This window comes from Streptomyces sp. SAS_270, from assembly GCF_052543295.1.
The window spans coordinates 1-25,624 of sequence record NZ_JBMNDS010000070.1 but is presented as its reverse complement, the minus strand read 5'-3'; the positions used below and the strand labels follow the sequence as shown (position 1 = coordinate 25,624).

Here is a 25,624-nt window from a genome sequence, read left to right as displayed (position 1 = left end):
CGCAGTTGCGGGGTTGCGGCTGTTCACGGTGCACGGTCGGCGATGCGGAACGCGTGGACGAGGTCGTGGGTGCCGAGGCCTGGGGTCTGGAGGCTGCGTTTCAGGAATTGTTCGGCGGTGCGCAGGTGGGCGCGAACGGTGGTGCGGCTGATGCCGAGGGTTTGGGCCGTTCGCTGGGCATCGGTGCCGGCTTCGATCCAGGCTCGCAGGGTCTGGTGCACGGTGCGGTCCGTGCCGGGCTGCAGGGGTTGGAGGAAGGCGTGGGCCCAGGTGATGGCCGCTTCGGTGGACAGCAGACTGTCCACCGAAGGCGTCGGTACATGCTCGGTTACGGCGTTGTTGTCAGGTGGCGGGAGGTCGGTGATCGCCAGGGCCAGGGCGAGCTCGGCGCGGCTGCGGGGGTCCTGCAGGTTGAGGCCGAGGGCGTCTTGGGCACGCGTCAGGTGGGCGGTGACGGTGTTGCGGCTGATGTCGAGCAGCCGTGCCACACCGGAGCGGGGGAAGTTCAGGGCAAGGCTGGTGATGTCGAGGGTGAGACGGGGGGCTTCCCTGATCGGCTCCAGGAAGGCCCGGGCCCAGGCGAGGGCTTGTTGACGGGGGAGCAGTCCCGCCAGCGGTGGCCGGGTGTGGTAGTCGGCTACCCGGTCGGGTGTGTGGCAGGCGACGGCCAGGGCATGGCGGGCTTGATCGTAGGCCCGCGCGGTGGCCGGCAGGGGCACGGGGGCGCTGATGCCCAGCGCGTAGTCAGGGTTGTCTCGCACCAGCGCCCGTAAGGGCGCGGCCAGGCTGCCGTCCGCGCTGTCGCCGTCGTGGTCCATGGGCAGGAGACAGATGAGGTGGTCGTCGTAGACGGGGCAACGCACCATCAAGCCGCGACCGTGATAGCCGGACGCATCCTGGTAGGCGTCGATGAGCCTGCCGCGGTCTGAGGGCGGGCAGCGCAGCAGATGGATGCGCAGACGTTCAGCGTCCAGCAACGGCGGAACGGCACCGGCCGTCATCCGGCGGGCCAGCGTCAGTTCTCCAGCCATCATGGCCCCGAGGACCGCCAGGCGCAGCCGCGCTGCCGCCTGCTGGTAGCGGAGCGCCAGGTCGTCGGCCTGCCGGGCTCGTCGCAACACCTCGATCATGACGCCGACATGGGACGCCAGCGCCAGCGACTCCCGCGTCAGCGGTAACGAGCTGGCCACCACCAGCACCGGACGCGGCACCTGCCGTCCCAACGCTTCGCACCGCACATGGAACACGCCCACCTGCGAGGCCGCAGCGGCCAACTGTCCGCTTGACAACTGCGTCAGCACCAGCTGGATACCGGTAAGAACGTCCGGCGTAAGCCGGGCAGTGGAGACCTCCACCTTGCCCGCGCGGTCGACCAGGGCGATCTCCGCGCCGAGCTGCCGCCCCAACCAGTCAATCAGCGTCTGCGAATCAAGATCGGCATCCTGGCCGACACGAAGCCTCAGCTGACGCAGCAACTCATCGAGTACCTGAGGTGTCGGCACGCCTCTCCCCCATCACCTTGTCGGCCGCCTTGTCCGGGTCAGCCAGCACGCGCCCTCGGAACCTGAAGTACCGGTGGATCTTCGTGCGGTGCTCCTTGAGCGCCTGGCCGGCCCGCTCATGCAGCGCCAGATCCTAAGGTGAAACCTTCCACCTATCTGCAAACCCTGGCCACAACGGCTCCGACCACGGTTGTTCTGGCGAGTGGTCAGCGGTGGGTAGACCAGCTGGTTATGGACGTCGAGATCGTCAAGCGGAACTCGGCCGAAGGGGTTCGAGCCCCAGCCCAAACGGTGGGTGGTGGAGCAGACCTACGGCATCCTCGTCCTGCATCGCCGCCTGCCGCGTATCTCGGTCGCACCCCTTGTGACGTCACGGTCCCTGATCATCGCAACGCGGCGTGGTGCTGGGCGGCTGCGGTGCCGACGGGATTCGAACCCGCGGACGGGAAGGGGGCAGGCCCGCCCGCTCCCCATCAGTCGGCGTGAGAGGGGCCTCGCTCACGCCGATCGCAATGGGCCGCTCTGCCACGGCTCCGCAACCTGCGGGAACTGCGCAGTCCCGCTCCGGACAGGGTAGAGACAGCCCTTGGCGTGAGGAACCCCGCCCCCGCACCCCCCAGGCCCCAGGCCCCAGGCCCCAGACACGATCCATGCCGCCGGACGCGGAGCGAACGCGGGCGACCTGGACATCCAAGACCGTCCGGGATGCCAGCAACGAGCAGGAGTGAGTCCAAGACTCACTCCTGCTCACCGACTAGGAACAGCTGACGGGAACCAGCGACGCTTCGTGTATCCGGGCGGTCACTTGTAGATCTTGCCGGGCTCGGCCTTGCTCGGAGCGAGCAGCTGGGAGACGGTCACGAAGGTGTAGCCCTGCTTCCTGAGTGCCTTCAGGATGGACGGCATGGCAGGCACGGTGCCCTTGTGCAGGGGGTGGAGCAGAATGATCCCGTCGCGGTCGGCGCCCTCGAGCACGCGCTTGGTGATCAGCGCGGTGTCGTCCGTCTCGTAATCCTTCGCGGTCACCGTCCACAGCACCTGCGCCATCCCCAGTTCTTTCGAGACCTTGGAGACGCGGTCGTCGGTGCGGCCCTGCGGCGGGCGCATCAGCGTCACCTTGCCGCCGGTGATTCCGGAGATGGCCCGTTCCGTGCGGGTCAGCTCGTCGCGGATCTGCGCATCGGAGACGTCCGTCAGCACCGCGTGGGTCCAGGTGTGGTCCCCGATTTCGTGGCCGTCCTTGGCGATCCGTCGCACCACATCCGGGAACTTGTGGATGCGCCGGCCCTCAAGGAAGAACGTCGACGGCGCCTTGTACTCCTTCAGGAGATCCATCAACCGGTCGGTGGGTTCACCCGGGTTGCCGTCGAAGGTGAGCGCGATGCACTTGACCTTCCGGCAGTCCACCTGTCCCGACGGTACGCCTCGTCCTGACGCGGCCCGGTCGCGCTCCTCGCTCGGAGAGACCGTCTTCATCTTGTTCGCCTGGATGATCATGACCACGGTCACCGTTACGGCTGCCGCCACGGCCAGGGTCAGGAGTATGAGCAGGCGAGGCCGCCTCTTCAGGATGTTCACTCGCAAAGAGAGTAGTTCAGCGCCCAAAGGGTTGCCCAGCGGTCCTCGATTGTGAGCCAGGACACTCGCGTGCAGCGTGTTCAACTGACCTGCCATGCCCGTGACCTTTCGACACACTGAGCCTTTTCAGTGGTGCCGCTCCAGGGTGAGGATGGCGGCTGCGATCGACGACATGCGGTTGGGACTGCACCGGGCTTTGCGGAAGATCCGCCAGGACTTCAGTCGTGCGACGCCGCGCTCGACCGGGGCGCATGCTGCCGACAGCGCGCGATTGACGGTTTGCTGGGTTGCTGTGAGGTCGCGGCCTGGTGGACGTCTGCGTGGTGTTGTCACCCCTGGGTCGGCTCCGATGTAGGCGCGGTCGGCGAGGATCGGGATGCCCTGGCGTTCGCAGATCCGGATGATCCGGTGGGTGCGGGCCGCGGTCAGGCCGTGCACGCGGCCGGGCAGCGCGGGTGAGATCCACAGCAGTCGTCCGGCCGGATCGGTCACCACCTGCACGTTCACGCCGTGACGTCGGTGGTTTTGGGAGAAGCCGGCGCGACTGTCGCCTACCCGGTCACACTCAGCGAGGGTGCCGTCAGGCCGCCGCCTGCCGTCTCGCCGCAGTCGCCTTCGCGTGCGGCAGGCAGACTCAGGCGCTCGGTGGTGCCCCGCGACTGAACGGTCAGTTCCTCCGGGCAGTGCATCAGGAACGGCAGTTCGATGTAGCCCTCGGTACCGGTGATACGGGCTGTGCAGCCGAGGGTCGCCCGCACGGAACTCTGGGCCAGTGCGACCGCGCCGCTGTCGTATCCGGAAAGGACGGCGATGTGTTCGTCGACGCCGGTGGGGCCGAGGGCGCCGTACGCCGTGATCCGGTCGGGCGCGCCCAGTACCATGCTGGTCAGCGATATGGGATACACACCCAGGTCGAGCAGGGAACCGCCACCCAGTGCGCGATCGAACAGGCGGTGTTCGGGGTCTGCCGGGAATCGGAGGCCGAAGTCGGCCTCCAGGGACTGGACTTCACCGATGATGCCCTCGGCGAGCAGCTCTCTGACTTTGACGTAGGCCGGCAGGAACCGGCTCCACATCGCCTCCATCAGGAACAGGCCCCGTTCCCTGGACACCGCCACCATGTCAGCGGCCTGCTCGGCGTCCAGCGCGAACGCCTTCTCGCACAACACCGGGCGCCCCGCGTTCAGGAACAGCAAGGTGTGCTCGTGATGGTGGGAGTGGGGCGAGGCAACGTAGACGACGTCGACACTGTCATCAGCGGCCAGGCCCTCGTACGAGGTGTGCCGGCGCCGCGGTGCGATGCCGTGCTTCTCGCCGAACGCGTCAGCCTTTTCTCGACTGCGGGACCCGACGGCGACCAATTGTGCGTCCGGCAGGCGCCTCAGTGCGTCTGCGAAGCCGTTTGCGATGACACCAGTGCCCGCGATGCCCCAGCGGAACGACATGAGAACTCCATTGTTGTCGTGGTGGTGAGGAAGGAGAGTGGAAGGAAGGACTCGTGCGGTGGCGCGAGCCTCTTCGAGTTGCGGCGCAGTGCTCGTTCGCGTCCGGCCGACGGCGAAGACGTACAGGCGCAGTACCGGAAACCGTCCGGTTCCGTGAGGCCGGAGGAACTCGGGTAAACGATCTGTTCCCGCAGGACGCCGACGGACGGTTGACCCGTGTGCAGCGCCAACATCGCGACGGCTGCCGAACCGGCGGCGTGAGAGGGGCCTTGCCGGCTCGGACTGATCGTGGGGCGCCGCTGTGGGCACGCCGGAACGTCACGACAGGCGGGTGCGGCCCACTGCGGCGAAGAACCTCCACATGACGCCGTTGGCGCCGAACTCAAGGTTGACCGGCCGCTGTCGGGCGGTACGGGGATCTTGGTGCCGGGCCACGCGTGTCCGCCACACCGTCGATGATGTACATCGAGACGTCCCCTCCGCGGCGGCAGGCGGAGTAGGTCACCCGGCTGACGTGCGCGGTGATGTGGACCGTACGTGGCGCGAACCGGCAGCCGTTCAGCCTCGCCCACCTGCGTGAACGACGCCCGCTCTGAACCAGTTGCCCCCCACTGGCTGCTGTGTGGGGACACCGAAGACCTCGATCCCTACCAGCGTCTCTTCGAGGACGATCCGGCCACGCTGCCCAGCGTTCAGCTCATGACGGTCCAGGCCGTTCCGCGTCGCCGAGCGGCACGTCATACCGGCATCTGGTTGGTTCGGGCCACGTCTCCGTACCAGTGGGCCGATGGCTTGACGGCCCGGTCCTGGGTGGTGCGGTCGACCGCTACGAGCCCGTACGTGGGGCGATAGCCGTCCCCCGCCCGCAGGTACTCGACGCGGTCGGCGTCGTCGTCGGTTGCGACACCGTGCTCGGTGATGACGATCTCCTTGCCGGAGAAGAGGTGCGCCACTCGCCGGATCGTGGCCTCGATCGCCTCCGGTGCCCACCGATAGCCCATCTGGGTGCGGCGGATCCCGTCGTCGGGTGCTCCTTCCACAGGGACGGCGGCTGCGGCTTGGCGGTGCAGGTGCGGCAGTACGAGCGCCTGCGTCAGTCGGCGGCTGCGCAGAAGCGCCGCACTGACGTGCCTGAGAATCCGGGGGGCGTTGACGTCGAGGCGGGTGTAGGTCTGGACGCCGACGAAGTCGTCCTCGGCGGTCTCGGCGAAGAACCGGTCCTCGTGGAGCTCCCGCGCCCATCGCAGGGCTGGGGTGCCGCCGGAGTTGGCATGCCAGTCCTGCAGCGCGTGCGCCATACCGACCTTGACCCCGGGCGCGAGTTCACGGATGACCTCCCGGGCGTTGCGATGTGCGGCGTTCACTCCTGCGGCTGCGGCGTCGAACGCGTCGAGGTTGCGGACGAAGGGCGGAGTCGGGAAGGTGCCCAGATACCCGCGCGTGATCATGTTTCCGGGCTCGTTGATCGTGCAGATGTAGGGAGCACGGTCTTGCAGGTGTTCCATCACGTGCCTGGTGTAGCGCGCGAACCAGGCGGGAAGGCCGGGGTTCGTCCAGGCGCCGGCACGGGTGACCCAGGCCGGCAGCGTGAAGTGCTGCAGCGTGATCACCGGGGTGACGCCGTGCTTCAGGCAGGTATCGACCATGTCGACGTAGTGCAGGAGCGCCTCGTGGTCGAACTCTCCTTGCCGGGGCTCGATGCGCGCCCACTCCACAGAGAAGCGGTAGGTGTTCAGCCCGAGTTTCGCGAGCAGCGCGATGTCGTCCTTGTAGCGGTTGAAGTGGTCGCAGGCGATACCGGAGGGTTCCGCCAGGGGAGCCTTGGGCGCTGGATCGGTTTCCCACTCCCACCAGTCGCTGGTCGTGTTGTTGCCTTCGACCTGGTGCGCGGCGGTCGCGGCGCCCCACAGGAAGCGGTCGGGGAAGATCAACGGTTCTGACATGGTCAGCTCCTGAGGTTCTGCGCTCGTAGGAGGTCAGTCCGGATGGCGTCGCGACTCAGCTATCGGCCGAATCGCCGGGCGAAGGGATCAGGCGCGCGGTCGTCGAACAGAACGGATCTGCGGACGACCTCGAACCACCGCACCAGCTGCCTCGGCTCGAGGCTGCACCGGAACAGGGCATGCCCGGTCGTGCCCTGCAGGCCGAAGCCGAGGTTTGGCCGCACCGGCCACCTGCCGGGTCCCCATCTCGGGCCGCCATGCGGTTATTGACGAAACGACGCGACAAGTCCCGGTTCCCATGGCGACGGTCCATCAACCGCATCACTAACGCGCGTTAGTGAGTGAAGGTACAGTACATCTGGGGTGGGGCACCCACAAGAGGAGAGGGGGACGAATGACAGGCGAGGCCGCCGCTCGGCCGGGAGGCCGGGTCACCAGTGCCGACGTCGCCCGGGAGGCCGGAGTCTCCAGGGCCACCGTCAGCTTCGTGCTCAACGGCACCAAGGGGCAGACGATCTCCGGGTCGACGCGGCAGCGCGTCCTTGAAGCGGCCGCACGGCTGCACTACGCCCCCTCGGCAGAAGCCCGCACGCTCAGCCGCGGCCGCAGCGACGTCGTGCTCCTCTATCAGCCCCCTCAGCTGCCGCTGACCGACCTCGGTGCACTGGTCGAGTTTCTGGCGGCGGAGTTCGCGGCGGTCGGGCTCACGGCAGTGATCCACCCGTGGTCCCGCAAGCCCGACGGCGATGTGTGGACCGCCATCACGCCCGTAGCCGTTCTCGCATGGGATCTGCCCGACAGCGACGTCGTCGCAATGCGGCGTAATGGCGTGCGTGCCGTGGTCTCCCTCACCGCGGAGTCCGACCCCGTCGCGCAGTGGATCTGGGGAGCTCGGGAGAACAGCATCGCCCGGCTGCAGGTCGAGCGGCTGTTCAGGGCGGGACACCGCCGGCTCGGCTATGCCCGCCCGCATGACGAACGCCTGGCCGAGGCAAGCGAGATGCGCCTGAAGGCGCTCCGGCGAGCCTGCGCGGAGCGCGATGTACCGGCCCCCGTGACCCTGGCCGTTCCCGGCGACGAGGCAGGAGCCCAAGCCGCCGTCGACGCCGTCGCGACGTGGCGCGACATGGCTGTCACCGGCGTGTGCGCCCACGACGACGTGGCAGCCCTGGCCGTCCTCGCGGGCCTGCGCGAGCACGGCCTGACCGCACCGTCAGACCTGGCGGTGATCGGCGCCGCAGACTCCCCGGCCGCGCGCCTCGCCGCCCCGCCGTTGACGATGGTGGCGGTGGATATGCGGGACACCGCGCGCCACCTCGTCGCGGCCGTCACCAGCCTGCTCGAGGGCCGGCCCATGCCGGCCGGGCCCGAGGTCACCCGGGTGATCGAGCGTCACTCAGTCTGATCTCGGCGTGCGCCCCGCAGCATTCAGCGGCCTGTCTGCCGCTGACTCTCACGGAGCTGTGGATACGAGCAGCCACTTGCGTGCCTGCTACTAACGCGCTTTAGTGGCAGGGAGCGAGATCGCTCGCGTGAGGGCTGACCGGCACGAAGATCCGGCCGCGCCAAAAGCGAGGCGCCGCGTCCCCCGATGGGCGGACCACCGTGGCAGCTCGGGGCAAACCGGCACCGAATAGGGAGTGGGGCTGGCGGTGAAACGCAGACCGGGACCGACCCCGACCTTTCTTGGGGTGAGGACGACACCCCTTCATCACGTTCGCCACCCGCGGCGTTCGCGGTTTCGATCACCGCTCGTTCCAGCAGGTGCGGATTGACCTGAGTGCCGGCGCAGTGCTCAAGGAACCCGGCAGGCTGTGGCCGGGAACGGGCTCGTAGTTCCCTGAGAAGCTGTGTCTGATGCATCCATGCCAATTGGGCAGGGTTTTGCGTTATTCAGGGCGTGATGCTGTCGCTCTCATCGGCAGGGACCGTGCGTCCAGCCGAGCGAGTGCAGGATCGGTCACCCTGCCCGATCCAAGTGCCGCTGCTCTCGACGTCGCCTCAACACGGACCCTCTGACGGCGGATCAAAACTGCGCGGACGGACCCGGTTCCGGGCGGCGACACAGCGCCCGCCTCGACGCCGAGCACAGCCCGGCAGCGCGCAGGCTCAGGGCGCTGTAAGGAGGATCGCGAAGGTGGCGATGATCGACACGACGAGAATGCCCTCGGCCGCGCCCCAAGCTGCTTGGGACGAGGTGTTCGGGGTCCCCGAGGCCGAGCCGCGCCGACGGCCCCACTCGATGGTCTCGATCACCTGTTGCTTGCGGCTGCCCGCCGGCCAGCCCGCGTAGGCGTCCAGTCTGACCCGGCTGCCGTCGTGCAGCTCCAACCGGGGTCCTTCGCCCCACTCCCAGGTGAAACGCTCGATGTCACGCCACTCAATGTGCCACGTCCTGAACCTGTTGCGAACGAGCAGACCTTCCGCATTCGCTCGCACAGTGGTGACGAGAGCGAGGCGCCACACCGGAACCAGCCCCATGACCGCCATCATCAGAAAGGGATAGATCCGCCAGTACTCACGGCCGGATGCCTCCCAGGCCAGCTCTCCGCAGAGAGCGGCCCAGGCCAGCGCCACACAACCCCAGAACAAGGTCTTGTCACGCCACATCCCCAGTCGTGCGTCGGTGTGCGCCATACCTTCTCTCACCACTCCTTGCTCGGCGTTCATCGTATGCGGGCACAGACGGGAAGGAGGGTTCCCCACCGGACCGGCCGGTGGGGAACCACTCCCGCCGCTCGCACCTCACCAGCTCGACACGGTCCTCCCACACGCTTCGGGCTCGGCTTGCCACCGCTCTGCCTACCGTGGGCAGCGCACGGGTCGCCAATCCACCGGCAGCGTTGAATCCGATGCCGTCAAGGACCAGTCCACCCATCTGGTTGAGGCAGGCTTGCGTTCCCTCGTTGGCGCAAGCGTCCGCCACCAGCCCGACGCGGGCGACGACTCCAACGAAGGCCGCGACTCCGGCGCCCACAGCCAGCGCCGCGCACCCCGGCGTGAGGGTACCGGCGCTTGCCAATTCGCAGGCGACAGCGGAGTGATCGGAATGTGCGTGGCTCGGAAGCCCGTAACGGGCGCCGATGGCTCGTACAGTGGCGGCATGGGCAGGGACGGGGTGCCCCGGCTGCGGCTGGTCGTCGTCGCGGAGGCCGCTTCCGGGCCGCGGCTGTGCCGGGGGTGCGGTGGGCCGTTGATGCCGTCGGCGAAGTCGACGGCGGTGTTCTGTGAGGCGGCCTGCCGTTCGAGGCACTGGCGGCGGATGCGGCGGGCGAAGTCTCGGACCGAGGCGGTGAATGCCGGCGTGACGACCTCGTGTCCGCAGTGCGGGGTGGCGTGGACGGTCGGTGTCGACCGCCTGGTCACGGCGGTGTACTGCTCTCCCGCCTGCCGCAAACGAGCCTGGCACACGCGGCGCGCGCGGTCAAGCGAGGCGTGAGCCTGCGCGTTCGAGGGATGCGGGGCCGCTTCGGGCGCCGGGCCGGTACGCCCTTCTCTGACGGGCGAGGCGGTCGGATGGTGCGAAGTGACGGGTGTCCAGGGCGAGTTGACGGCACGCGAGGGTGTTGTCCCCGGGGGTGGTGTCCGGATGACCGGGATGGTCGGCAGTGTGACCCGGCAGCGCTACGACGAGCTGGTCAAGCTGGGGCGGGACTGGGTCGAGACGATGAGCAGTGTCCAGTGGCAGCTCGGGGACGCGGCCATGGAGATCGAGCCGATGCGCTCCTACGGGGGCACGAACCCGTCGGGGAGCGAGGTGTTGTTCACAGTCAGCGAGGCGATCCGGATGTTCGCGGAGGACGTTGGCCTGGCCTATTCGACCGTCCGGGACTACCGGTGGGTGGCCTCGCGCTGGCCGAAGGAACGCCGACGGGCGGGTGTCTCCCACACCATCCACAAGATCCTCGCCTCTATCCCCGACGAGCAGGTACGGTTCGAGGCGGTCGACAACCCCCCACCCAACCCGCGCGGTGGACCTGCGCGCTGGACGCATGACAGCGCGAAACGGATCGTCGGCTGGAAGGTCGACACCCCCGAGAGCGTCCAGGAGAAGGTGGATGCGATCCACGACCTGGCCGCCGATGACCAGGTGGCCGCGCGGGTGGCCACCGACTTCCTGCGCCGCCCGGCGGTCGCCTCGAAGGCCATGGCCGACGACACGGCCAGGCACACCGTGAACGAGGCGCAGTTCGACCAGTTCCGCCAGCAGGTCCAGTACGGGCAGGAGGAAGCCGCCCCGCAGCTGGACCAGCTGCGGCGCATGGAACACAACACCCAGTTCATGGACCTGGTCGCGGTCTGCACGCAGTTCGCCGTCACCGCCGGAAGGATCGTGCCGAACCTGCGCGGCGAGCCCTACGACGACGCCGAACGCGAGACGATCCTGCGAAGCCTCGCACGGGTGCGGGCGTCGGCGGACTGGATCGAGAACGCGGTCACCCGCGGCGAGGTCGATCTGGACGAGCAGCTCCAAAAGCTGCTGAAGGGCTCGGGCGAGTAGCGATGGGGCGGGGCGTTCCCGCTCACGTCCACGCCGAAGCCGTCCTGTCCGCCCTGCTGGAGGCCCGTCCCGCCGGCTTGACGATCGTCCAACTGATGGCGGCCACCGAGCGCACTCGTGCGCAGGTCCACACCGGGCTCGCCCACCTGCGCCGGGTCGCCGCCGCGAAGGGGCTCCCGCCGGTGACCTGGGACAAGACGTGGGGCTACCGCATGCTGGAGGACGCGCCGGAGGTCTGGATCGGCTACGAGCGGGCGTTCTTCGAGTCGGTCCACCACCGGGTGGAGAACTTCATCGCCGGGATCCTCCTGCCGCACCAGAAGAAGAAGCCCGACGACCCCTACATCCGCACGGTCATGGCGCAGATGGGCGCGATCGAGTCCACCCTGCACCTCCTCGCCAACCTCGAGTGACCCCCTGGAAAGGCGACGGGCCGCGACCGCCCGGCAGTTGGCTGCCCTTCTTCAGGTCGCGGCCCGGCACCCGTCATGCCGCTGCCCCGCTACCGCTACCCCTCCGACACCAGCGACCTCGAATGGGCCCTCCTGGAACGGCTTCTGCCTACCCCCGCCTGCCAGACCTCCAAGGGCGGGGCGCCGGAGAAGTGGCCCCGTCGGCGCGTGGTCGACGCGATCCGCTATATCACCGACAACGGTGCGAAATGGCGCGCTCTCCCTGCCGACTTCGGGATTCCGTGGCGCACGGTGTTCGGGTATTTCGCGCGATGGGCGAAGGCCGGTGTCCTGCGGCACGTCCTCGATCACCTTCGCCGGCGGTTGCGACTTCGGCGACGGCGGTGTCCCTGGCCGGTCCGGGTGATCGTGGACTCGCAGTCCGTCAAGGGCGCGGAGACCGTGTCGAAGGCGACGCGCGGCTACGACGCGAACAAGCACATAAATGGGCGAAAGCGGCACCTCCTGGTTGATCAGGACGGCCTGCTCGTCGACCTGCTCGTCACGCCGGCCGACGTCCAGGACCGAGACGCGGCCCGCGTCCTGCTGACCCGTCTTCACGCCGAGCACCCCGAAATCGTCCTGGTCTGGGCAGACAACGGCTACGGCGGAGACGAGTTCAGCACCTGGGCACAGACCTCCCTCGGCATCACCGTCAAAGTCGTCTCCCGACCCAAGGACGCCAAGGGCTTTGTCCTGTTGCCCAAGCGCTGGGTGGTTGAACGGTCGAATTCGTGGACGATGCGGGCCCGCCGCAACGCGCGGGACTACGAACGCCTCATGTCCCACGCCGAAGCCCACATCCAGTGGGCCTTCATCACCCTCATGACCCGCCGCCTCACCCGACGCAACCGCCGGACCGAGGCGGTCCCAACTCACCTCGCTACAGCCGCCTGACGATCCCTCCGGCTGCCGTTCGGTTCGGCGTCCATCGACGCTCAGCCGAACGGCTAACCCGATCACCACCCAGCTCCAGGGCACGTGACCTGCGGAAAGAGGATGTGACACCGGCACTGAGGCCCCGCACCTCGACCGGCCAGGACGAGCACCGGTGCCTCCTCATCGCCGCAGGCAGCATCAAGGCGTTCGCGCGTCCAGGCGCGGAAGAGGTGCTGTCCGATTTCGCCGAGCGTGGGCCGAACGGCCCGGTGCGGCTCAATGCCCTCCTGACACAGCGGGTCGCCATCGTAGAGGCCGGTCGTCCGACCATCACCCCAGACAAAGCGACCTGTGGCATCTTCATCCCGTCTCCTCGTGCGGATCTTCATCCCGTCTCCTCGTGCGGCGACCACAGCACCACGAACAGACCGCCTGCCGCGGCTCCGGCGGCTCACTGCCACGGCCCGGGCGAGGCACAACCGTTGAGCCGGTCGCCTCGCTGACCGTCACCTACATCCTCGCGAAAATCGTCTGCCACCCCAGGGAGCCTCTGTGACCCACCCGGACGCCATCGCCTCCACACTCGTCGCCCAGAACCCCAGTCTCGCCATGCGGCTCGTCGGTGCGGTGCTCAGCCGACGAGCACGCCGCAAGGAAGGTACGCCGGCCGACCTGGCCGCAGATCGCCGACTGCTGCGGCGACTCGCGTCTCTGGCTCGCGCACCCCGAGGCGTGAAGCTGACCGAAGAGGTGATCGCGGGCGTCCCCGTGCTTCGCGCGTCATCCGGAGCGCGGGCCCGCGGCACCGTCCTCTACCTGCACGGCGGGGCCTATATGGCCGGCAGCGCCCGGGACGGCGCCAACGCAGCCCATCTGTCCGCCGACGGCGGTCCCGACCTGGTCAGCGTCGAGTACCGGCTCGCACCCGAGCACCCGTACCCCGCAGCAGTGGAAGACGCGTTGGCCGTCTACCGCGAACTCGTACGCGCTCCCGGCCCCGATCGACTGGTCGTCGTCGGCGAGTCGGCCGGCGGCGGCCTGGCGCTGGTGCTCCTGCAGAAAGCGCGCGAGGAGGGTTTGCCGATGCCGGCCGCTGTTGTGCCCGTTTTCCCCTGGGTCGACCTGTCTCCCAGTGGCGCGAACACCACGGCGAACATCGGACGCGACATGCTCACCCGCTCCCATCTGCTGGAGGCAGCAGGTTGGTACGCCGGCGGGCGTGATCTGCGCGATCCCGGACTGTCACCGTTGTTCGGATCCTTCCGCGACTTCCCGCGCACATACGTTCCGGTGGGCCGGCACGACCTCTTGCTCGACGACGTACGACGGCTGGTGGCGCGGATGCGCGCCGAGGACGTCCCCGTCGTCCTCGATGAGTGGCCAGGAACGATCCACGGTTTCCTCCAGGTGCCCTCAGCGGAGCGCCGGCAGTGCCGCCGGCGGGTACGAGCCTTCGCGCATGAGGCTCTTCCCGCGGTAACACTCGCGGCCGGCGCGGAATGTTCATAGACCTTCCGCCACTACGATCCTGTGGACGCATGACCATCCGCAGTCACGTTCGCGGGGTCGCAGCCTCTTCACCCCGAGCGGCCCGCAGGGCGAAAGCACTGGTCCGCTGCAGCGAGATGCTCGACGACAACGACAGCGGAACCGAGGACGGCCCTACGGGCTCCGTGCTACCGGGTCGACCTGGCCGCGGCTCCGGACCGGCGCCGGATGGCCGGGCCGGTACGGCGGAGTGTGATCACCTCGGCCCGCACGCCGACCCGCGCGGTCCCGAGCTGCCACGATGTGCGGCCCAGCAGAGACCGACGTACTGGGACGTGAGCGGACATGGGCCGTTGTCCCTGCTCGCCACACGACCGTACGGTCGCAGGCACGGTATGCCTGCGACCGTACGGCGCCCCGCTCCGTCTACTCGGTCTTGATGGCGGTGAGCAGGTTCAGCCGGGCCGCGCTGCGGGCGGGCCACAGGGCGGCCAGCAGGCCGACCAGCGCCGCCAGCAGCAGGAACAGCCCGAACCGTCCCCACGGCAGGACCAGTGCGTAGCCGGGGATGTCCGCCTTCGTGAGCTCGCAGACGGCCCAGCCCAGGAAGGAACCGAGCCCGATGCCGATCACCGCGCCGAAGAGGGCGATGACCACGGCCTCCAGTTGGATCATCCGTGTCACGCCCCGCCGGTCGAGCCCGACGGCTCGCAGCATGCCGACCTCCCGCTGCCGCTCGAACACCGACATCGCGAGGGTGTTCACCACCCCCAGCACCGCGATGACCAGGGAGATCGCGAGCAGCGCGTACAGGACGTTCAGCACGGTGTCGAAGGTTCCGCTGAGCTCGTTGCGGATGGCCTGCCGGTCGTCGATCTTGGTCCCCGGGCGCCCGGCGAGGGCGTCGGCGAGTGCCTTCTCCTTCGTGCTGCCGTCCGTGGTGACGTAGATCTTCGAGAGGAACGTGCCGGTGGCGTCCGGTCCGATCACGTCCGCGGAGACGACGACCGGCCGGACGACCTCGTTGGAGGCGAAGACGGCGCCGACGGTCAGCCTGCGGCTCTTGCCTGACTCCTCGTACACGGCCGCCAGGGTGTCCCCCACATTCCAGCCGTGGGACCGCGCTTCGTCCTCGGCAACGGCGATCTGCCCCTTCGCGAGCGCGCCCTGCGAGCCGGAGACCACCGGGAGGTGGAGGGCCTTGTCGAAGTCCGCCGGGGCGACGGCGGAGATGTCCTCCTGGATGCCGTCGAGTTGCATCCAGGCAGGCTGCTCCGGCGACACCGCTCTTACGCCTGGGACCTTGCGCAGGGCGGTGGCCGCCGAGGTGTCCAGGCGCACTCCACTGGCCGTGACCATGTAATCGGCCTTGACGATGTCCGTGGTCATCCTGTCCATGGACTGGCCGAGGGTGACGCCGAGCACGGTCAGCGCGCTGACCAGGGTGAGTCCGATGGCCAGCGCGGAGGCGGTGGCGCCGGTACGGCGGGGGCTGCGCACCGCGTTCTGGCCCGCGAGGATGCCGGAGACCCCGAAGCCGCGCCGCAGCAGCGGCTGTACGACCGCGATCATGGGCCGGGAGAGCAACGGAATCAGCACGATGACTCCCATCACCGCGAGCAAGGCACCGAACCCGACGATTCCCCCGCCCCCGGAACCGCCGGTCCCGGCACCCGCGACGACGACCGCCGCGCCGAGCAGTGTGACGATGCCGCCGAGGGAGTTCCGCAGGATCAGGGACCTGGTGGTGGCAGGCAGGTGTGCGCTGCCGATGGCCGCGACCGGCGGGATCTTCGCGGCGCGACGGGCGGGCAGCCAGGCGGCCACCATGGTGACCAGGACACCGACCACAGCCGCGACCAGGACGGTCGTCGACGTGACGACCAGCGGTCCGTCCGGGGTCCCGCCGTCGAAGTCAACCGTGGCACGGGCGACGGCGGCCAGGGCGGCGCCGAGCCCGAGCCCTGCGGCCGCGCCGACGGCGCCGACCATCATCGCCTCGATCAGCACGGACCGGGTGACCTGCGTGCGGGAGGCGCCGACCGCGCGCAGCAGAGCGAGTTCCCTGGTGCGCTGGGCGGCCAGCATGGTGAAGGTGTTGGCGATCAGGAAAACACTGACGAAGAGCGCGACGCCGGCGAAGGCGAACAGAATTCCACCGATCAAAGTGGCGTCCCCCTCCACCAACTTGGCATTTTCGTCGGCGAGTTGCCGACCCGTCTCTGCCGTCGCGGAGTCGGGAAGCACCTTGCCGATGTCGGCGGCGAGTTCGGTGCTTGAAACGCCGGGGGCGGCGGTGACGGTGACGTTCTCGAAGTAGCCCGGCTGGAGGAAAAACCGCTGTGCGGACGGCGTGTCGAACAGCACCAGGCTGCCGCCTGCGGCCACCTCGTCGTTCTCGGTGCTGAAGACGCCGGAGAGCTTGTACGTCTTTGACGGACCCTTGAGGGCGACGGGCACGGTGTCGCCGACGTGGTAGCCGCCGTTGTCGGCGGTGTGCTGGTCGAGCGCGATCTGCCCACGCCCGGTGGGTCCGCCGCCGTCGGTGAACGCGTAGAGCGGGTCCTTGCCGTCCTTGCCCGGCGCAAAGTTGGCGGCCGAGTTGAACAGGCCACTGGCGATGAGCCCGCCGTCCCTGTCGGCGACATAGGCGAGCCCGTCGACCCGCCCGGCGGCGCCGGCGACCCCGTCGAGTCCGGCGATCTTGTCGAGCGTTTTCCGGCTGATGCCGGGGGACTCGCCGGAGTAGTCGGTGTTCTCCCCGACCTGGACATCTACGTGGGCGTAGCTCTTGGCCGTCTGGCTGGTGGCGGCGTTCTTGTAGGTGTCGGTGAAGATCAGGGTGCCGGAGACGAACGCGACGCCGAGCATGACGGCGAGCACGGTCATCAGCAGTCTGGCCTTGTGCGCGAGGACGTTGCGCAGGGCTGTGCGGAACATGGTGATGTGTCCTGGTGGGACGAGGGGAAGAGCGGGGGCCGATCAGGGGGTGGGTGTCGGGTCGTACGACTCGGTTCGGCCGAGCTCGGCTCAGGTCGTCCGGAACGCGGTGTCGAAGGGCTTCATGAGATCGAGGACGCGGTCCGCGGTGGGCTCGTGCATCTCGTCGACGATCCGCCCGTCGGCGAGGAAGATGACCCGGTCCGCGTAGGCGGCGGCGACCGGATCGTGGGTGACCATGACGACGGTCTGGCCCAACTCCCGTACCGAGTCCCGCAGGAACCCGAGAACCTCGGCGCCCGCACGCGAATCCAGGTTCCCCGTCGGCTCGTCCCCGAAGACGATGTCCGGCTTCGAGGCGAGGGCCCGGGCGACGGCGACACGCTGCTGCTGGCCGCCGGAGAGCTGGGCGGGACGGTGGCTGAGCCGGCCGGACAGACCGACCATCTGTATGACGGTGTCCAGCCATTCGCGGTCCGGCGTCCGGCCCGCGATGTCCATCGGGAGCGTGATGTTCTCGAGCGCGGTGAGGGTCGGCAGCAGGTTGAACGCCTGGAAGATGAAACCGACCTTGTCCCGGCGGAGCCTGGTGAGCTGCCCGTCCGTCAGCGACCCCAGCTCGACGTCACCGACGCGGACCGAACCGGAGGAGAAGGAGTCCAGCCCGGCGACGCAGTGCATCAGCGTGGACTTGCCGGACCCGGAGGGCCCCATGATCGCGGTGAACTGGGACTGCCCGAAGCCGACACTGACCTGGTCGAGGGCGACCACCTGGGTGTCACCCTGCCCGTAGACCTTGGAGAGCTGTGTGGCGCGGGCGGCCACGGTGGCGGTGACGGTGCGGGGGCCGGTGGGCGAGGCGGTGGTCACGGGGACGACTCCGATCGACGGCAGAGGCAGCACGGGGCGCAGTTCTCACCGACGGACACAGACCGCCGAAGACAGCACAGGGACACGGGAGTCCAGGCCCACCCCGCTGGGGACTTCTCCATCGTCCGGTTCTCACCGGTCCTGCGTATCAGCTGAATTGCCGACCCCCTGGGGCTGATGCGAGAGGCGGTTTCGTCAGACTCAGGTATGCCGTCGCGTCAGCTCCCGGGATGACACTCGGTAGAAACCGCGGGGGAAACAGGCCCGCCGTGGGGCTGCCATCCCCTCAGCGGCAAGGCGTGCGGGTCACGCCCTCGGTCGCCAGGACGCAGGTCAAGTACCAAACGCTCCGCGGCCCCACCGGTGAAAGGCTCACCTCGATGCAGGAGACGCACCAGGGGCCACGGCCCGTGCGCGCGTCTATCGGTCTTTCGCCCGAGGGCCCCGGCGACCGCCTTCGTTTGTGGCCGTTCGGCCGAGGCGGGGCGGTCGGGTGGGGAAGCAGAGTCCTTGTCATGCCTACCGCACGCAAGGCCGCCCTCGTCGCGGCCGGACTGACCGTCAGCCTGTGCCTTCCTACCGCGCAGGCGGCAGCTGCCGAACCCGACCGTTCCCCGGCCTCCGCCCTTGACCGCTACTACGACCAGCGCCCCGCCTGGCACCGCTGCGACAACGTCGAGGAATCCGACCTACGGTGCGCGACCGTCAAAGTGCCTCTCGACTACAAGCAGCCCGCCGGGCCCACACTGCGTATGGAGATCTCCCGGCTGCGCACCGGCGTGCCCGGCAAGCGGCGTGGTGTGCTGCTGACCAACCCGGGAGGGCCGGGAAGCGGGGGACTGGACCCCTCGGGGCTGACGGAGGTCATGCCCAAGAGCGTCCGGGACCGGTACGACATCGTGGGCTTCGATCCACGCGGTACGGGCGCCAGCAGCCCCCTGAACTGCGGCCTTACCAGGAACGAGCTGAACTGGCCGCGCGTGTACCGGCCGGCGTCCTTCCACAAGGACACCGCTTTCGCCCGCAGCTTCGCCGCGAAGTGCGTCGCCCGGGACCGCGCCCGGCTGCCGTACCTCACCACCCGTAACACCGCGCGGGACATGGACGTCATCCGCGCCGTCCTGGGTGAGAAGCGGATCTCGTACCTGGGCCTGTCCTACGGCACCTACCTCGGCGCCGTCTACACCCAGCTCTTCCCGGCCCGCAGCGACCGCGTCGTCCTCGACAGCTCGGTGGACCCGAACCACTTCGGCCGGGGCACGTACCAGGCCATGGCCGAGGGCGTCGAGCCCGCGTTCCGGGACTGGACCCGCCTGGTCGCCCGCCGGGACCGCACGTACCACTTCGGTGACAGCCCCGCGGAGGTCCGCGCCGCGTTCTTCAAGCTGATCGCCCGCGCCGACCGCACGCCACTCAGGTACAAGGGCAGCGACCTCGACTTCGAGGACCGGGCCGTCACCGGTGCCGACATCCGCGATTCACTGCGGTCGATGTTCTTCTACGACCCCTACCAGGCCGCACGCGACGTCGTCAGCCTCCGCAAGGCCCCGGCCACCCGCCCGGATCCGCAGCCGGCCGACGGCCTTGCGGACTCCTCCGAGGCCAACTACGAGGCGCTCCACTGGGCGATCATCTGCGCCGACAACTCCGCCTCTTGGCCCCGCGATCCGGCCCGCTACCGGCACGACGCCATCCGCGACGGCGCTCGCCTCCCCCTCTACGGCGACTTCACCTCCAACATCACACCCTGCGCCTTCTGGCCGCGCGGCGCCGAACCGGCCACGCGTGTCAACAACACGGTGGGCGCGCTCATATTGCAGAACCAGTGGGATTCCCAGACTCCGGCGGCAAGCGGCCAGGCCATGCACCGCGCCCTGCGCGGCTCACGCCTCGTCCAGGTCCAGGGCGGACGGGATCACGGCGTGTACGGCATCCCCACCACCCCCGCCTGCGCCAACAACGCGGTCAACACCTACCTGATCACAGGCCGCCTGCCCAGCCAGGACATCACCTGCCGTGCCTAAGTGTGCTGTCCCCGGACGTTGGTGACACGCGTGCTGGGTGCTTGAACGGGTGAGGGCCTTCTGGGTTCGGTGCGGATTGCTACGTCAACAGCCGCCCGCAGGAGGCCCTCGTCCCGCACTGTAATGCCCCGCTGACGCCGACCGGCAGGCTGCGTCTGGCCCGGTGTGCCATCGACGACGGCTGGCCCCTGCGCGGCCGCGCAACGCTTCCAGGTCGCGCCGGACCCCGGCCCGCACCGAACGTCGGACCATCAAGGCTCGCGTCCTGCGCCGCTGGGCCCCGCCCGCATCGCCCACCTGCTGCGGCTGGTGTCCTCGACCCTGCACCACGTCCTGGCCCGATTCGGCCTGGCGGGCCTCACCCACCTCGACCGCGCCACCAGCCGGCACCCGCTCCACCCCAGGTCAGAACGCCCCCGGGACCCACCGAACCCCCGGGCGAAGACTTGGAAAGCGTGTTGGGGGCAACCCCTCACGAGTTCGAATCTCGTAACCTCCGCCAGTGCCTCACCGGGCACGACGTCGAAGGGCCCCACCGTTCGCGGTGGGGCCCTTCGTCGTTGTCCCTCTCAGGTTCCGCCGACCGCGCGCCCGGCCTGCTCCGTGCCCTGGGCGAGACCGACGCCGACTACGTCCTGCTGGACGGCACCCTCGCGGAGTGCGACCGGGTCGGCGACAGCCGCGCCGACTATTCCCACCAGCACCGCCGGCACGGAGTGAACGTGCAGGTGGTGACCGACCCAGCCGGACGACTGCTGTGGATCTCACCCGCACCGCCCGGCCGCGCCCACGGCCTGACGGCCGCCCGCGCCCACCGGATCATCCGGATCTGCGGACGGCAGGGCGTCCCGGTCTTCGCCGACCGGGCTTACACGGGAGCCGACTCGTGGATGACGACACGCCTCAGACGTCCGCCGGGCCGCGAACTCACCCCACCCCAGCAAACCGTCAGCCGAGCGCTGTCCGCGGCGCGAGCGCCGGTCGAGCGCGGCGTCGCACGACTGAAGTCCTGGCATCTTCCGAAGATCCCGCTGCAGCCCGAAGCAAGTGACGTCAATCGCCGCCGCCGTCCTCACGCTGGAGCGGCAACGCTGAAAGAGCTGACTGAGTCTCACGACTCGCAATTGTTGGAATCTGTTCGCTTCCGTCCACATGACACTAAACGAATGCCATGCCCTCGTCAACGACTACCACGGCCACATACATCCGATGACAAATGTCCTGGCGGTTAGGAACCCTTCTCAACTCCTGCCGATTTTAGGGATTTACGTCCTACCTATAGACAGCACCCCCTCCGTACCCACTAATACATCCCATGTTCCTGGGTGGTGTGGCGCCATGAAGTTCACCGCAGTGGTGCCCTCCTTGCGCCCACTCCCGCCCACGTCCCAACACCGTCCGTTCTGTTCTGTTCTGTGAACACTCAGGAGAGAGCCTTGTCCGAACCGATCAGTCGCCGCACAGTGCTGACCGGCATGGCCGCCATGACGGTTGCCGCAGCCATTTCGCCGACGCTTGCGACACCCGCGCACGCCGCGACTTCCCCCCAGCCGCTGCCCCTCCTCCCCTTACGGATCCCCAAGGTGGACCTGGGCATCGAGCAGCAGTCCGACGAGAAGATCCAGTGGATGCAGGACGCCAAGCTGGGCATGTTCATCCACTGGGGCGTCTACTCCGGCCCGGCCAAGGGCGAGTGGTACATGGAGAACTCCGCCGTCACCCCGGAGAACTACCGGAAGTACGTCACCGAAGCCACAGGCGAGCAGTTCACCGCCACTGCGTACAACCCCGCCGACTGGGCGCAGCTGGCCAAGGACATGGGCGCCAAGTACACGGTGCTCACGGCCCGCCACCACGAGGGCTTCGCGCTGTGGCCATCCACGCACCCGAACGCCTGGCATGCCGGACAGGCGCCCCTGCAGCGCGACTTCGTCGGCCAGTACGTCACCGCCGTACGCGCCGCCGGGTTGAGAGTGGGTCTGTACTACTCGCCGTTGAGCTGGCGCTACCCCGGCTATTACGACGTCCGCGGCACCAACTGCCTCCCGAACAAGTGGGGTTACGTCACCGATCCTGCGCACAAGGAGAACGCGCGAATCATGAAGAACGAGGTGTATCAGCAGGTCAAGGAGCTGGTCACCCGGTACGGCAAGATCGACGACCTGTGGTGGGACGGCGGCTGGCTCGGCCAGCAGGGCAGCGACGCGGACGCCGCGTTCTTCTGGGAGCCCGGCAAGTTCCGCGACCCCCAAAACGAGTGGCCGGTGGACTCCGCCTACAGCGAGACCGACTCCGCCACCGGCAAGCCATTGGGGCTGACCGGCCTGGTGCGCAAGCACCAGCCCGACATCGTCGCCACTCTGCGCTCCGGCTGGATCGGCGATTTCGCCAGCGAGGAAGGCGGTTCCGTGCCGAGCGGAGCGATCCGCACCGGCAAACTGGCGGAGAAGTGCTTCACCATAGGCGGCGCCTGGGGCTACAAGGCCGGCTCGCCATTGTTGAGCTTCGGCGCCATCATGAACATCCTGGTCAACGCCTGGGTGCGGAACATGACCTGTCTGCTCAACGTCGGCCCCGACCGTACGGGCGCGGTGCCGGCCGACCAGGCAGCCGCCGTGCGCCGGGTCGGCTCCTTCCTGTCCACCTGCGGCCAGGCCGTCTACGGCACGCGCGGCGGACCGTGGGAACCGGTGGACGGTCAGTACGGCTATACGTACAAGGACAAGACCTTCTACATCCATCTGCTGCCCGGCTACAGCGGCACCTCCTTCACCACCCAGTCCATCGGAGACGCACAGGTCACCCGCCTCTTCGACGTCGCCACGGGTGCCGATCTGGCGTACAACGTCGGCTCGGACGGCAGGGTGACGATCACGGGCGTCAACCGCACCCGCATCCCCGAGGACAGCGTCGTCGGCGTCACACTGGACCGCTCCGTGCAGCCGGCCGACATCGCCGTCGGCAAGACGGTCACCGCCAGCAGCGAGGAGACCTCCAAGGGCAACACCGCGGCCAAGGCCGTCGACGGCTCCACCACCACCCGCTGGTGCGCGAACAACGGCAACACGGGCCAGTGGCTGAAGGTGGACCTGGGCTCGGAGAAGTCGCTGACCGGCACTCGTATCGCCTGGGAGTCCGCGGCAACGAACTACCGGTACCGGGTCGAGGGTTCCACCGACAACGCCAACTGGACCACTCTGGCCGACTTGACCGCCACCACCGGCACGAGTCAGGTGCAGTTGTCCGTCTTCCGCGCGCAGGCACGGTATGTGCGGGTCACCGTCACCGGCCTTCCCAGCGGCGCCTGGGCCTCGATCCGCAACCTGGAGGTCTACGACCGTCCCCTCAGCGCGGATGGAGCCGCCTCAAGCGGGTGAACCGCCGGAGCGGCAAGCTGCTGGGGGTCGTCGACGGCTCGAACGCCGACGAGCAACACAGTCCGGCTACGGGACATCCGATTTCTGAAGGTCGACCCGACGGTTGAGAACGCCGGCCCCTGCCACCTGCCCGGACGCCGCCCTGTCGAACAGACCGGGCGGCGGACCGGGCTCGGCACACACAAGCGCGCGAGCGCGCCGCCCGCGAGTGCGCCGCTGTCACCGCCGAACACAGCGCGCGTTTGACGTCGACCAACTCACTCGGCAGCCGTGAGCCTCTCCTCCGTCATGCCGTCCTCCCTCATACCCAAACGCACCTGTTCCTCCTCGACGATCCGGCGTGCCAGCTCGGTGTCCGACACGTCGACCGCATCCGGCGAGGCTTCGGCCACGGCGCTGCGGCGCGCATAGGCATCGAACAGGCGCGTCTTGGTCTCCAGCATCTTCACCATGCGTTCGTCCACGCCCCCGATGGCGAGTAGACGGTGCACGCGGACCGGCCTGACCTGGCCCATTCGGTGCGCCCGGGCCACCGCCTGGTGTTCGAGGGTCGGCTTGATCTGAGGTTCGCAGATGATCACGACGGAGGCGGCCTGCAGGTTGAGGCCGACCCCCGCTGCCTGGATCTGCGCCAGAAGCACCGCGGGGCCGGAGGCACCAGCGAAGTCGTCGACGATCTGCTGCCGCCGTCCGGCGGGGATGCTTCCGGTGAGCGGACCGAACACCGGGGCGCCGTCGGTGATTTCGGCCGCGAGTGACTCCTTCACCACGGCCAGTACGTCCTTGAAATAGGAGAAGACGACCGTCTTCTGCCCGTTCTCACCGGCCTCCTGAACGATCTCCCGGAGCCGGTCCAGCTTGGCCGACTTCTCGGGACCCATGTACGCGGCCCTGCGCATCGCCATGAAGTTGCCTGCGCCCACGGCGTCCCGGTAGGCCTCCTCGTCCGATGCGCTCAGCTCCTCCCACTCGTCGGTCTGCTGCAGACTGGGGAGTTCCGTCAGTACGTCCTCCTGGTTGCGTCGCAGGTAGACCGGCGCCACGGCCTTGCGGAAGGCGACTGATCCGGCCAACGCATCCCGTTCGCCCAGGGAGTCCGCGACGCCCTCGTCGAGCATCCGGACCAAGTCGCGGAACTCCACGACCCTGTTCTCCATCGGCGTTCCGGTCATGAAAAGGGCGCGCCCGCAACGCTCCGCCCACAGAGCAACCGCCTGGGAGCGTTTGGCGTTCGGGTTCTTCACGAAGTGCGCTTCGTCGACCACGAGCAGTCCGACCTCCCCGCCGCCCGGCGAGGGAAAACCGCGCAGCGCGTCGAATGTGGTCACCGCGACCCCGCCCCGTCCCTTCCAGTCGGCGAACGCATAGTGCCGATCGGGCCCGTGGAGCACCGTGACCCGCAGGGCGCTGCGCGCCTCGATCTCCCGTGTCCAGTTCACGAGCACACTCGCCGGGCAGACAACCACGAAGTGGCTCTGTCCCTCGGCAGCCAGGTGGGCCAGCACGGCTATCGCCTGGATGGTCTTCCCCAGACCCATCTCGTCGCCGAGTATCACCTTGCGCTGGGCAAGCGCGAACCGTGCGCCGAACGCCTGGTAGCCGCGCAGCGACACCCGCCGGTGGGCGTCGTCGAGGCGCTGGGTCCGTACCCGCTCGGCAATCTCGTCCGGCAGGAAGCCTTCGGCGGCGGCCGCGTCGGACAGGTGCCCGGAGATCTCGGCGAGCAGGCTGTAGTACTCGGCCGAACGGAGTTCGAAGTCCACCCAGGCCGCGACATCGGACTCGGGCGCTCGGAGCAGGTCCACCGAGGCCTGGGCGAACAACCCGGGCAGGCCCGCCCGCTCCGCCTCGTCCATCAGCGACCGGATCTCGGCGACCGCCGCCAGCGCGCGAGTCTTCTTCTCCTGGGCCGCCAGCAACATCCGGAATCGTCCCGCGGCGGGCCTCGCGTCAGTGAGCAGCAGACCGAGCCGTTCCACCAGGACAGTGGCCTTGTCGACCGCACGACGAGCGTCCGGGCCGGCCTCCACAAGTACGTGCAGGGCCATGACGAGGGCGGTGGTGCTCGGCTCCGGATGGTCCACGTCGATGTGGACGGCCACGCTCTCGTGCACCGCCTCGGAGAGCCGACGGGCGGCGGCGAGCATCTGGTCGACGGTGCGCTGTCCCACGCCGGGAATCTGCCGCAACCGGTAGGGGCCCGCGTCGAGAACACTGCCAACGGTGCGCAGGCTGCTCTTCTCGACGCTACCCAGCCGCAACCGTCCTTCGGTGACGTCCTGCAGCCGGGTCACAGGGATGGCGTCGAGTTCACGCTTCACGGCTGCATCGTGAATCGGCTTCAGCGCCGCTCGTATCGCCTCGACCGCCCTGCCGTGATCGTCGACCACTGCTCGCGCCGCCTCGTACAGTCGCGCTCCCCCTGCGACCGTGTCCCGCTCGCCACGCCCCACGCTTCCCGCCCCTCCTCGGCCTGCTCGCATCCTCCCACCGCCCGTACGGGGCCCCAACGGCGCCAGCAGATCACGGCCGCCGCGCCCACGTCGTTGATGCAGTCGGCGACGGTGCCGTGAAGGCCGCTGTTGGGGCCGGGATTGACGCGTTCCAGGTGTCGGGCCGGCAGAT

The 25,624-nt window shown here is 68.7% G+C and carries 16 protein-coding genes and 5 pseudogenes; 11 read left to right on the top strand and 10 right to left on the bottom strand.

What is annotated here, in order from left to right:
* Positions 1-23: 23 nt before the first annotated feature.
* Positions 24-1,502 carry a helix-turn-helix domain-containing protein gene (locus tag ACN6LB_RS34325; RefSeq protein WP_445029246.1) on the bottom strand — a complete coding sequence of 493 codons (1,479 nt, stop codon included), beginning with the start codon at positions 1,500-1,502 and terminating at the stop codon, positions 24-26.
* A 225-nt stretch (positions 1,503-1,727) separates the two neighbouring features.
* Here ACN6LB_RS34325 and ACN6LB_RS34320 point away from each other — a divergent pair.
* Positions 1,728-1,848 (top strand): annotated as a pseudogene (locus ACN6LB_RS34320) (IS5/IS1182 family transposase); the annotation flags it as partial.
* Positions 1,849-2,303: 455 nt separating this feature from the next.
* Here the strand turns inward: ACN6LB_RS34320 and ACN6LB_RS34315 are convergent.
* From ACN6LB_RS34315 to ACN6LB_RS34300, 4 genes and pseudogenes are all read right to left on the bottom strand, one after another.
* The gene (locus tag ACN6LB_RS34315) at positions 2,304-3,080 is read right to left on the bottom strand and encodes a polysaccharide deacetylase family protein (protein WP_445029245.1); all 777 of its coding nucleotides are present in this window, start codon (positions 3,078-3,080) and stop codon (positions 2,304-2,306) included.
* Between the two features lie 126 nt (positions 3,081-3,206).
* Positions 3,207-3,662, bottom strand: a pseudogene (locus ACN6LB_RS34310) (transposase family protein); the annotation flags it as partial.
* A complete protein-coding gene (locus ACN6LB_RS34305; RefSeq protein WP_445029244.1) occupies positions 3,632-4,525 on the bottom strand; it encodes a Gfo/Idh/MocA family protein in 894 nt (297 codons plus the stop codon). The gene ACN6LB_RS34305 and the pseudogene ACN6LB_RS34310, both read right to left, overlap by 31 nt.
* A gap of 737 nt (positions 4,526-5,262) precedes the next feature.
* Positions 5,263-6,468, bottom strand: a complete 1,206-nt coding sequence (locus tag ACN6LB_RS34300) for a glycoside hydrolase family 1 protein (protein ID WP_445029243.1) — start codon at positions 6,466-6,468, stop codon at positions 5,263-5,265.
* A gap of 394 nt (positions 6,469-6,862) precedes the next feature.
* On the opposite strand from ACN6LB_RS34300, the gene ACN6LB_RS34295 reads away from it, so the two are divergent.
* A complete protein-coding gene (locus ACN6LB_RS34295; RefSeq protein WP_445029242.1) occupies positions 6,863-7,873 on the top strand; it encodes a LacI family DNA-binding transcriptional regulator in 1,011 nt (336 codons plus the stop codon).
* Positions 7,874-8,577: 704 nt separating this feature from the next.
* On the opposite strand, the gene ACN6LB_RS34290 is transcribed toward ACN6LB_RS34295, so the two are convergent.
* Positions 8,578-9,105 carry a PH domain-containing protein gene (locus ACN6LB_RS34290; protein WP_445029241.1) on the bottom strand — a complete coding sequence of 176 codons (528 nt, stop codon included), beginning with the start codon at positions 9,103-9,105 and terminating at the stop codon, positions 8,578-8,580.
* 466 nt (positions 9,106-9,571) lie between these two features.
* On the opposite strand from ACN6LB_RS34290, the gene ACN6LB_RS34285 reads away from it, so the two are divergent.
* The 5 genes and pseudogenes from ACN6LB_RS34285 to ACN6LB_RS34265 all read left to right on the top strand — a co-directional run bounded on the left by ACN6LB_RS34285 (position 9,572) and on the right by ACN6LB_RS34265 (position 13,809).
* On the top strand, positions 9,572-9,907 hold the full coding sequence (locus ACN6LB_RS34285) for a hypothetical protein (RefSeq protein ID WP_445029240.1): 336 nt from the start codon (positions 9,572-9,574) through the stop codon (positions 9,905-9,907).
* Positions 9,908-10,057: 150 nt separating this feature from the next.
* Positions 10,058-10,969, top strand: a complete 912-nt coding sequence (locus ACN6LB_RS34280; RefSeq protein WP_445029239.1) for a DUF6192 family protein — start codon at positions 10,058-10,060, stop codon at positions 10,967-10,969.
* 2 nt (positions 10,970-10,971) lie between these two features.
* A complete protein-coding gene (locus tag ACN6LB_RS34275) occupies positions 10,972-11,382 on the top strand; it encodes a RacP protein (protein WP_445029238.1) in 411 nt (136 codons plus the stop codon).
* Between the two features lie 75 nt (positions 11,383-11,457).
* Positions 11,458-12,267, top strand: a pseudogene (locus tag ACN6LB_RS34270) (IS5 family transposase); the annotation flags it as partial.
* A 585-nt stretch (positions 12,268-12,852) separates the two neighbouring features.
* Positions 12,853-13,809 carry an alpha/beta hydrolase gene (locus tag ACN6LB_RS34265; protein WP_445029237.1) on the top strand — a complete coding sequence of 319 codons (957 nt, stop codon included), beginning with the start codon at positions 12,853-12,855 and terminating at the stop codon, positions 13,807-13,809.
* Between the two features lie 405 nt (positions 13,810-14,214).
* Here the strand turns inward: ACN6LB_RS34265 and ACN6LB_RS34260 are convergent, their stop codons facing one another.
* Positions 14,215-16,728, bottom strand: a complete 2,514-nt coding sequence (locus ACN6LB_RS34260) for an ABC transporter permease (RefSeq protein ID WP_445029236.1) — start codon at positions 16,726-16,728, stop codon at positions 14,215-14,217.
* A 90-nt stretch (positions 16,729-16,818) separates the two neighbouring features.
* The gene (locus tag ACN6LB_RS34255; protein ID WP_445029235.1) at positions 16,819-17,598 is read right to left on the bottom strand and encodes an ABC transporter ATP-binding protein; all 780 of its coding nucleotides are present in this window, start codon (positions 17,596-17,598) and stop codon (positions 16,819-16,821) included.
* 515 nt (positions 17,599-18,113) lie between these two features.
* Between ACN6LB_RS34255 and ACN6LB_RS34250 the strand changes: the two genes are divergently transcribed.
* From ACN6LB_RS34250 to ACN6LB_RS34235, 4 genes and pseudogenes are all read left to right on the top strand, one after another.
* On the top strand, positions 18,114-19,622 hold the full coding sequence (locus tag ACN6LB_RS34250) for an alpha/beta hydrolase (RefSeq protein WP_445029234.1): 1,509 nt from the start codon (positions 18,114-18,116) through the stop codon (positions 19,620-19,622).
* Between the two features lie 170 nt (positions 19,623-19,792).
* Positions 19,793-20,009 (top strand): annotated as a pseudogene (locus ACN6LB_RS34245) (IS481 family transposase); the annotation flags it as partial.
* 191 nt (positions 20,010-20,200) lie between these two features.
* Positions 20,201-20,717, top strand: a pseudogene (locus ACN6LB_RS34240) (transposase family protein); the annotation flags it as partial.
* A 341-nt stretch (positions 20,718-21,058) separates the two neighbouring features.
* A complete protein-coding gene (locus ACN6LB_RS34235; RefSeq protein WP_445029233.1) occupies positions 21,059-22,999 on the top strand; it encodes an alpha-L-fucosidase in 1,941 nt (646 codons plus the stop codon).
* 257 nt (positions 23,000-23,256) lie between these two features.
* Here the strand turns inward: ACN6LB_RS34235 and ACN6LB_RS34230 are convergent, their stop codons facing one another.
* Positions 23,257-25,452 carry a DEAD/DEAH box helicase gene (locus tag ACN6LB_RS34230; protein ID WP_445029232.1) on the bottom strand — a complete coding sequence of 732 codons (2,196 nt, stop codon included), beginning with the start codon at positions 25,450-25,452 and terminating at the stop codon, positions 23,257-23,259.
* On the bottom strand, positions 25,341-25,624 hold a 284-nt coding region (locus tag ACN6LB_RS34225), incomplete at its 5' end, for a hypothetical protein (RefSeq protein WP_445029271.1). The genes ACN6LB_RS34230 and ACN6LB_RS34225, both read right to left, overlap by 112 nt.

Coding starts and splice junctions, on each gene's coding strand:
- ACN6LB_RS34285 (WP_445029240.1), top strand. CDS start 9,572: ATGGGCAGGGACGGGGTGCCCCGGCTGCGGCTGGTCGTCGTCGCGGAG.
- ACN6LB_RS34280 (WP_445029239.1), top strand. CDS start 10,058: ATGACCGGGATGGTCGGCAGTGTGACCCGGCAGCGCTACGACGAGCTG.
- ACN6LB_RS34250 (WP_445029234.1), top strand. CDS start 18,114: ATGCCTACCGCACGCAAGGCCGCCCTCGTCGCGGCCGGACTGACCGTC.
- ACN6LB_RS34295 (WP_445029242.1), top strand. CDS start 6,863: ATGACAGGCGAGGCCGCCGCTCGGCCGGGAGGCCGGGTCACCAGTGCC.
- ACN6LB_RS34305 (WP_445029244.1), bottom strand. CDS start 4,525: ATGTCGTTCCGCTGGGGCATCGCGGGCACTGGTGTCATCGCAAACGGC.
- ACN6LB_RS34300 (WP_445029243.1), bottom strand. CDS start 6,468: ATGTCAGAACCGTTGATCTTCCCCGACCGCTTCCTGTGGGGCGCCGCG.
- ACN6LB_RS34290 (WP_445029241.1), bottom strand. CDS start 9,105: ATGGCGCACACCGACGCACGACTGGGGATGTGGCGTGACAAGACCTTG.
- ACN6LB_RS34260 (WP_445029236.1), bottom strand. CDS start 16,728: ATGTTCCGCACAGCCCTGCGCAACGTCCTCGCGCACAAGGCCAGACTG.
- ACN6LB_RS34275 (WP_445029238.1), top strand. CDS start 10,972: ATGGGGCGGGGCGTTCCCGCTCACGTCCACGCCGAAGCCGTCCTGTCC.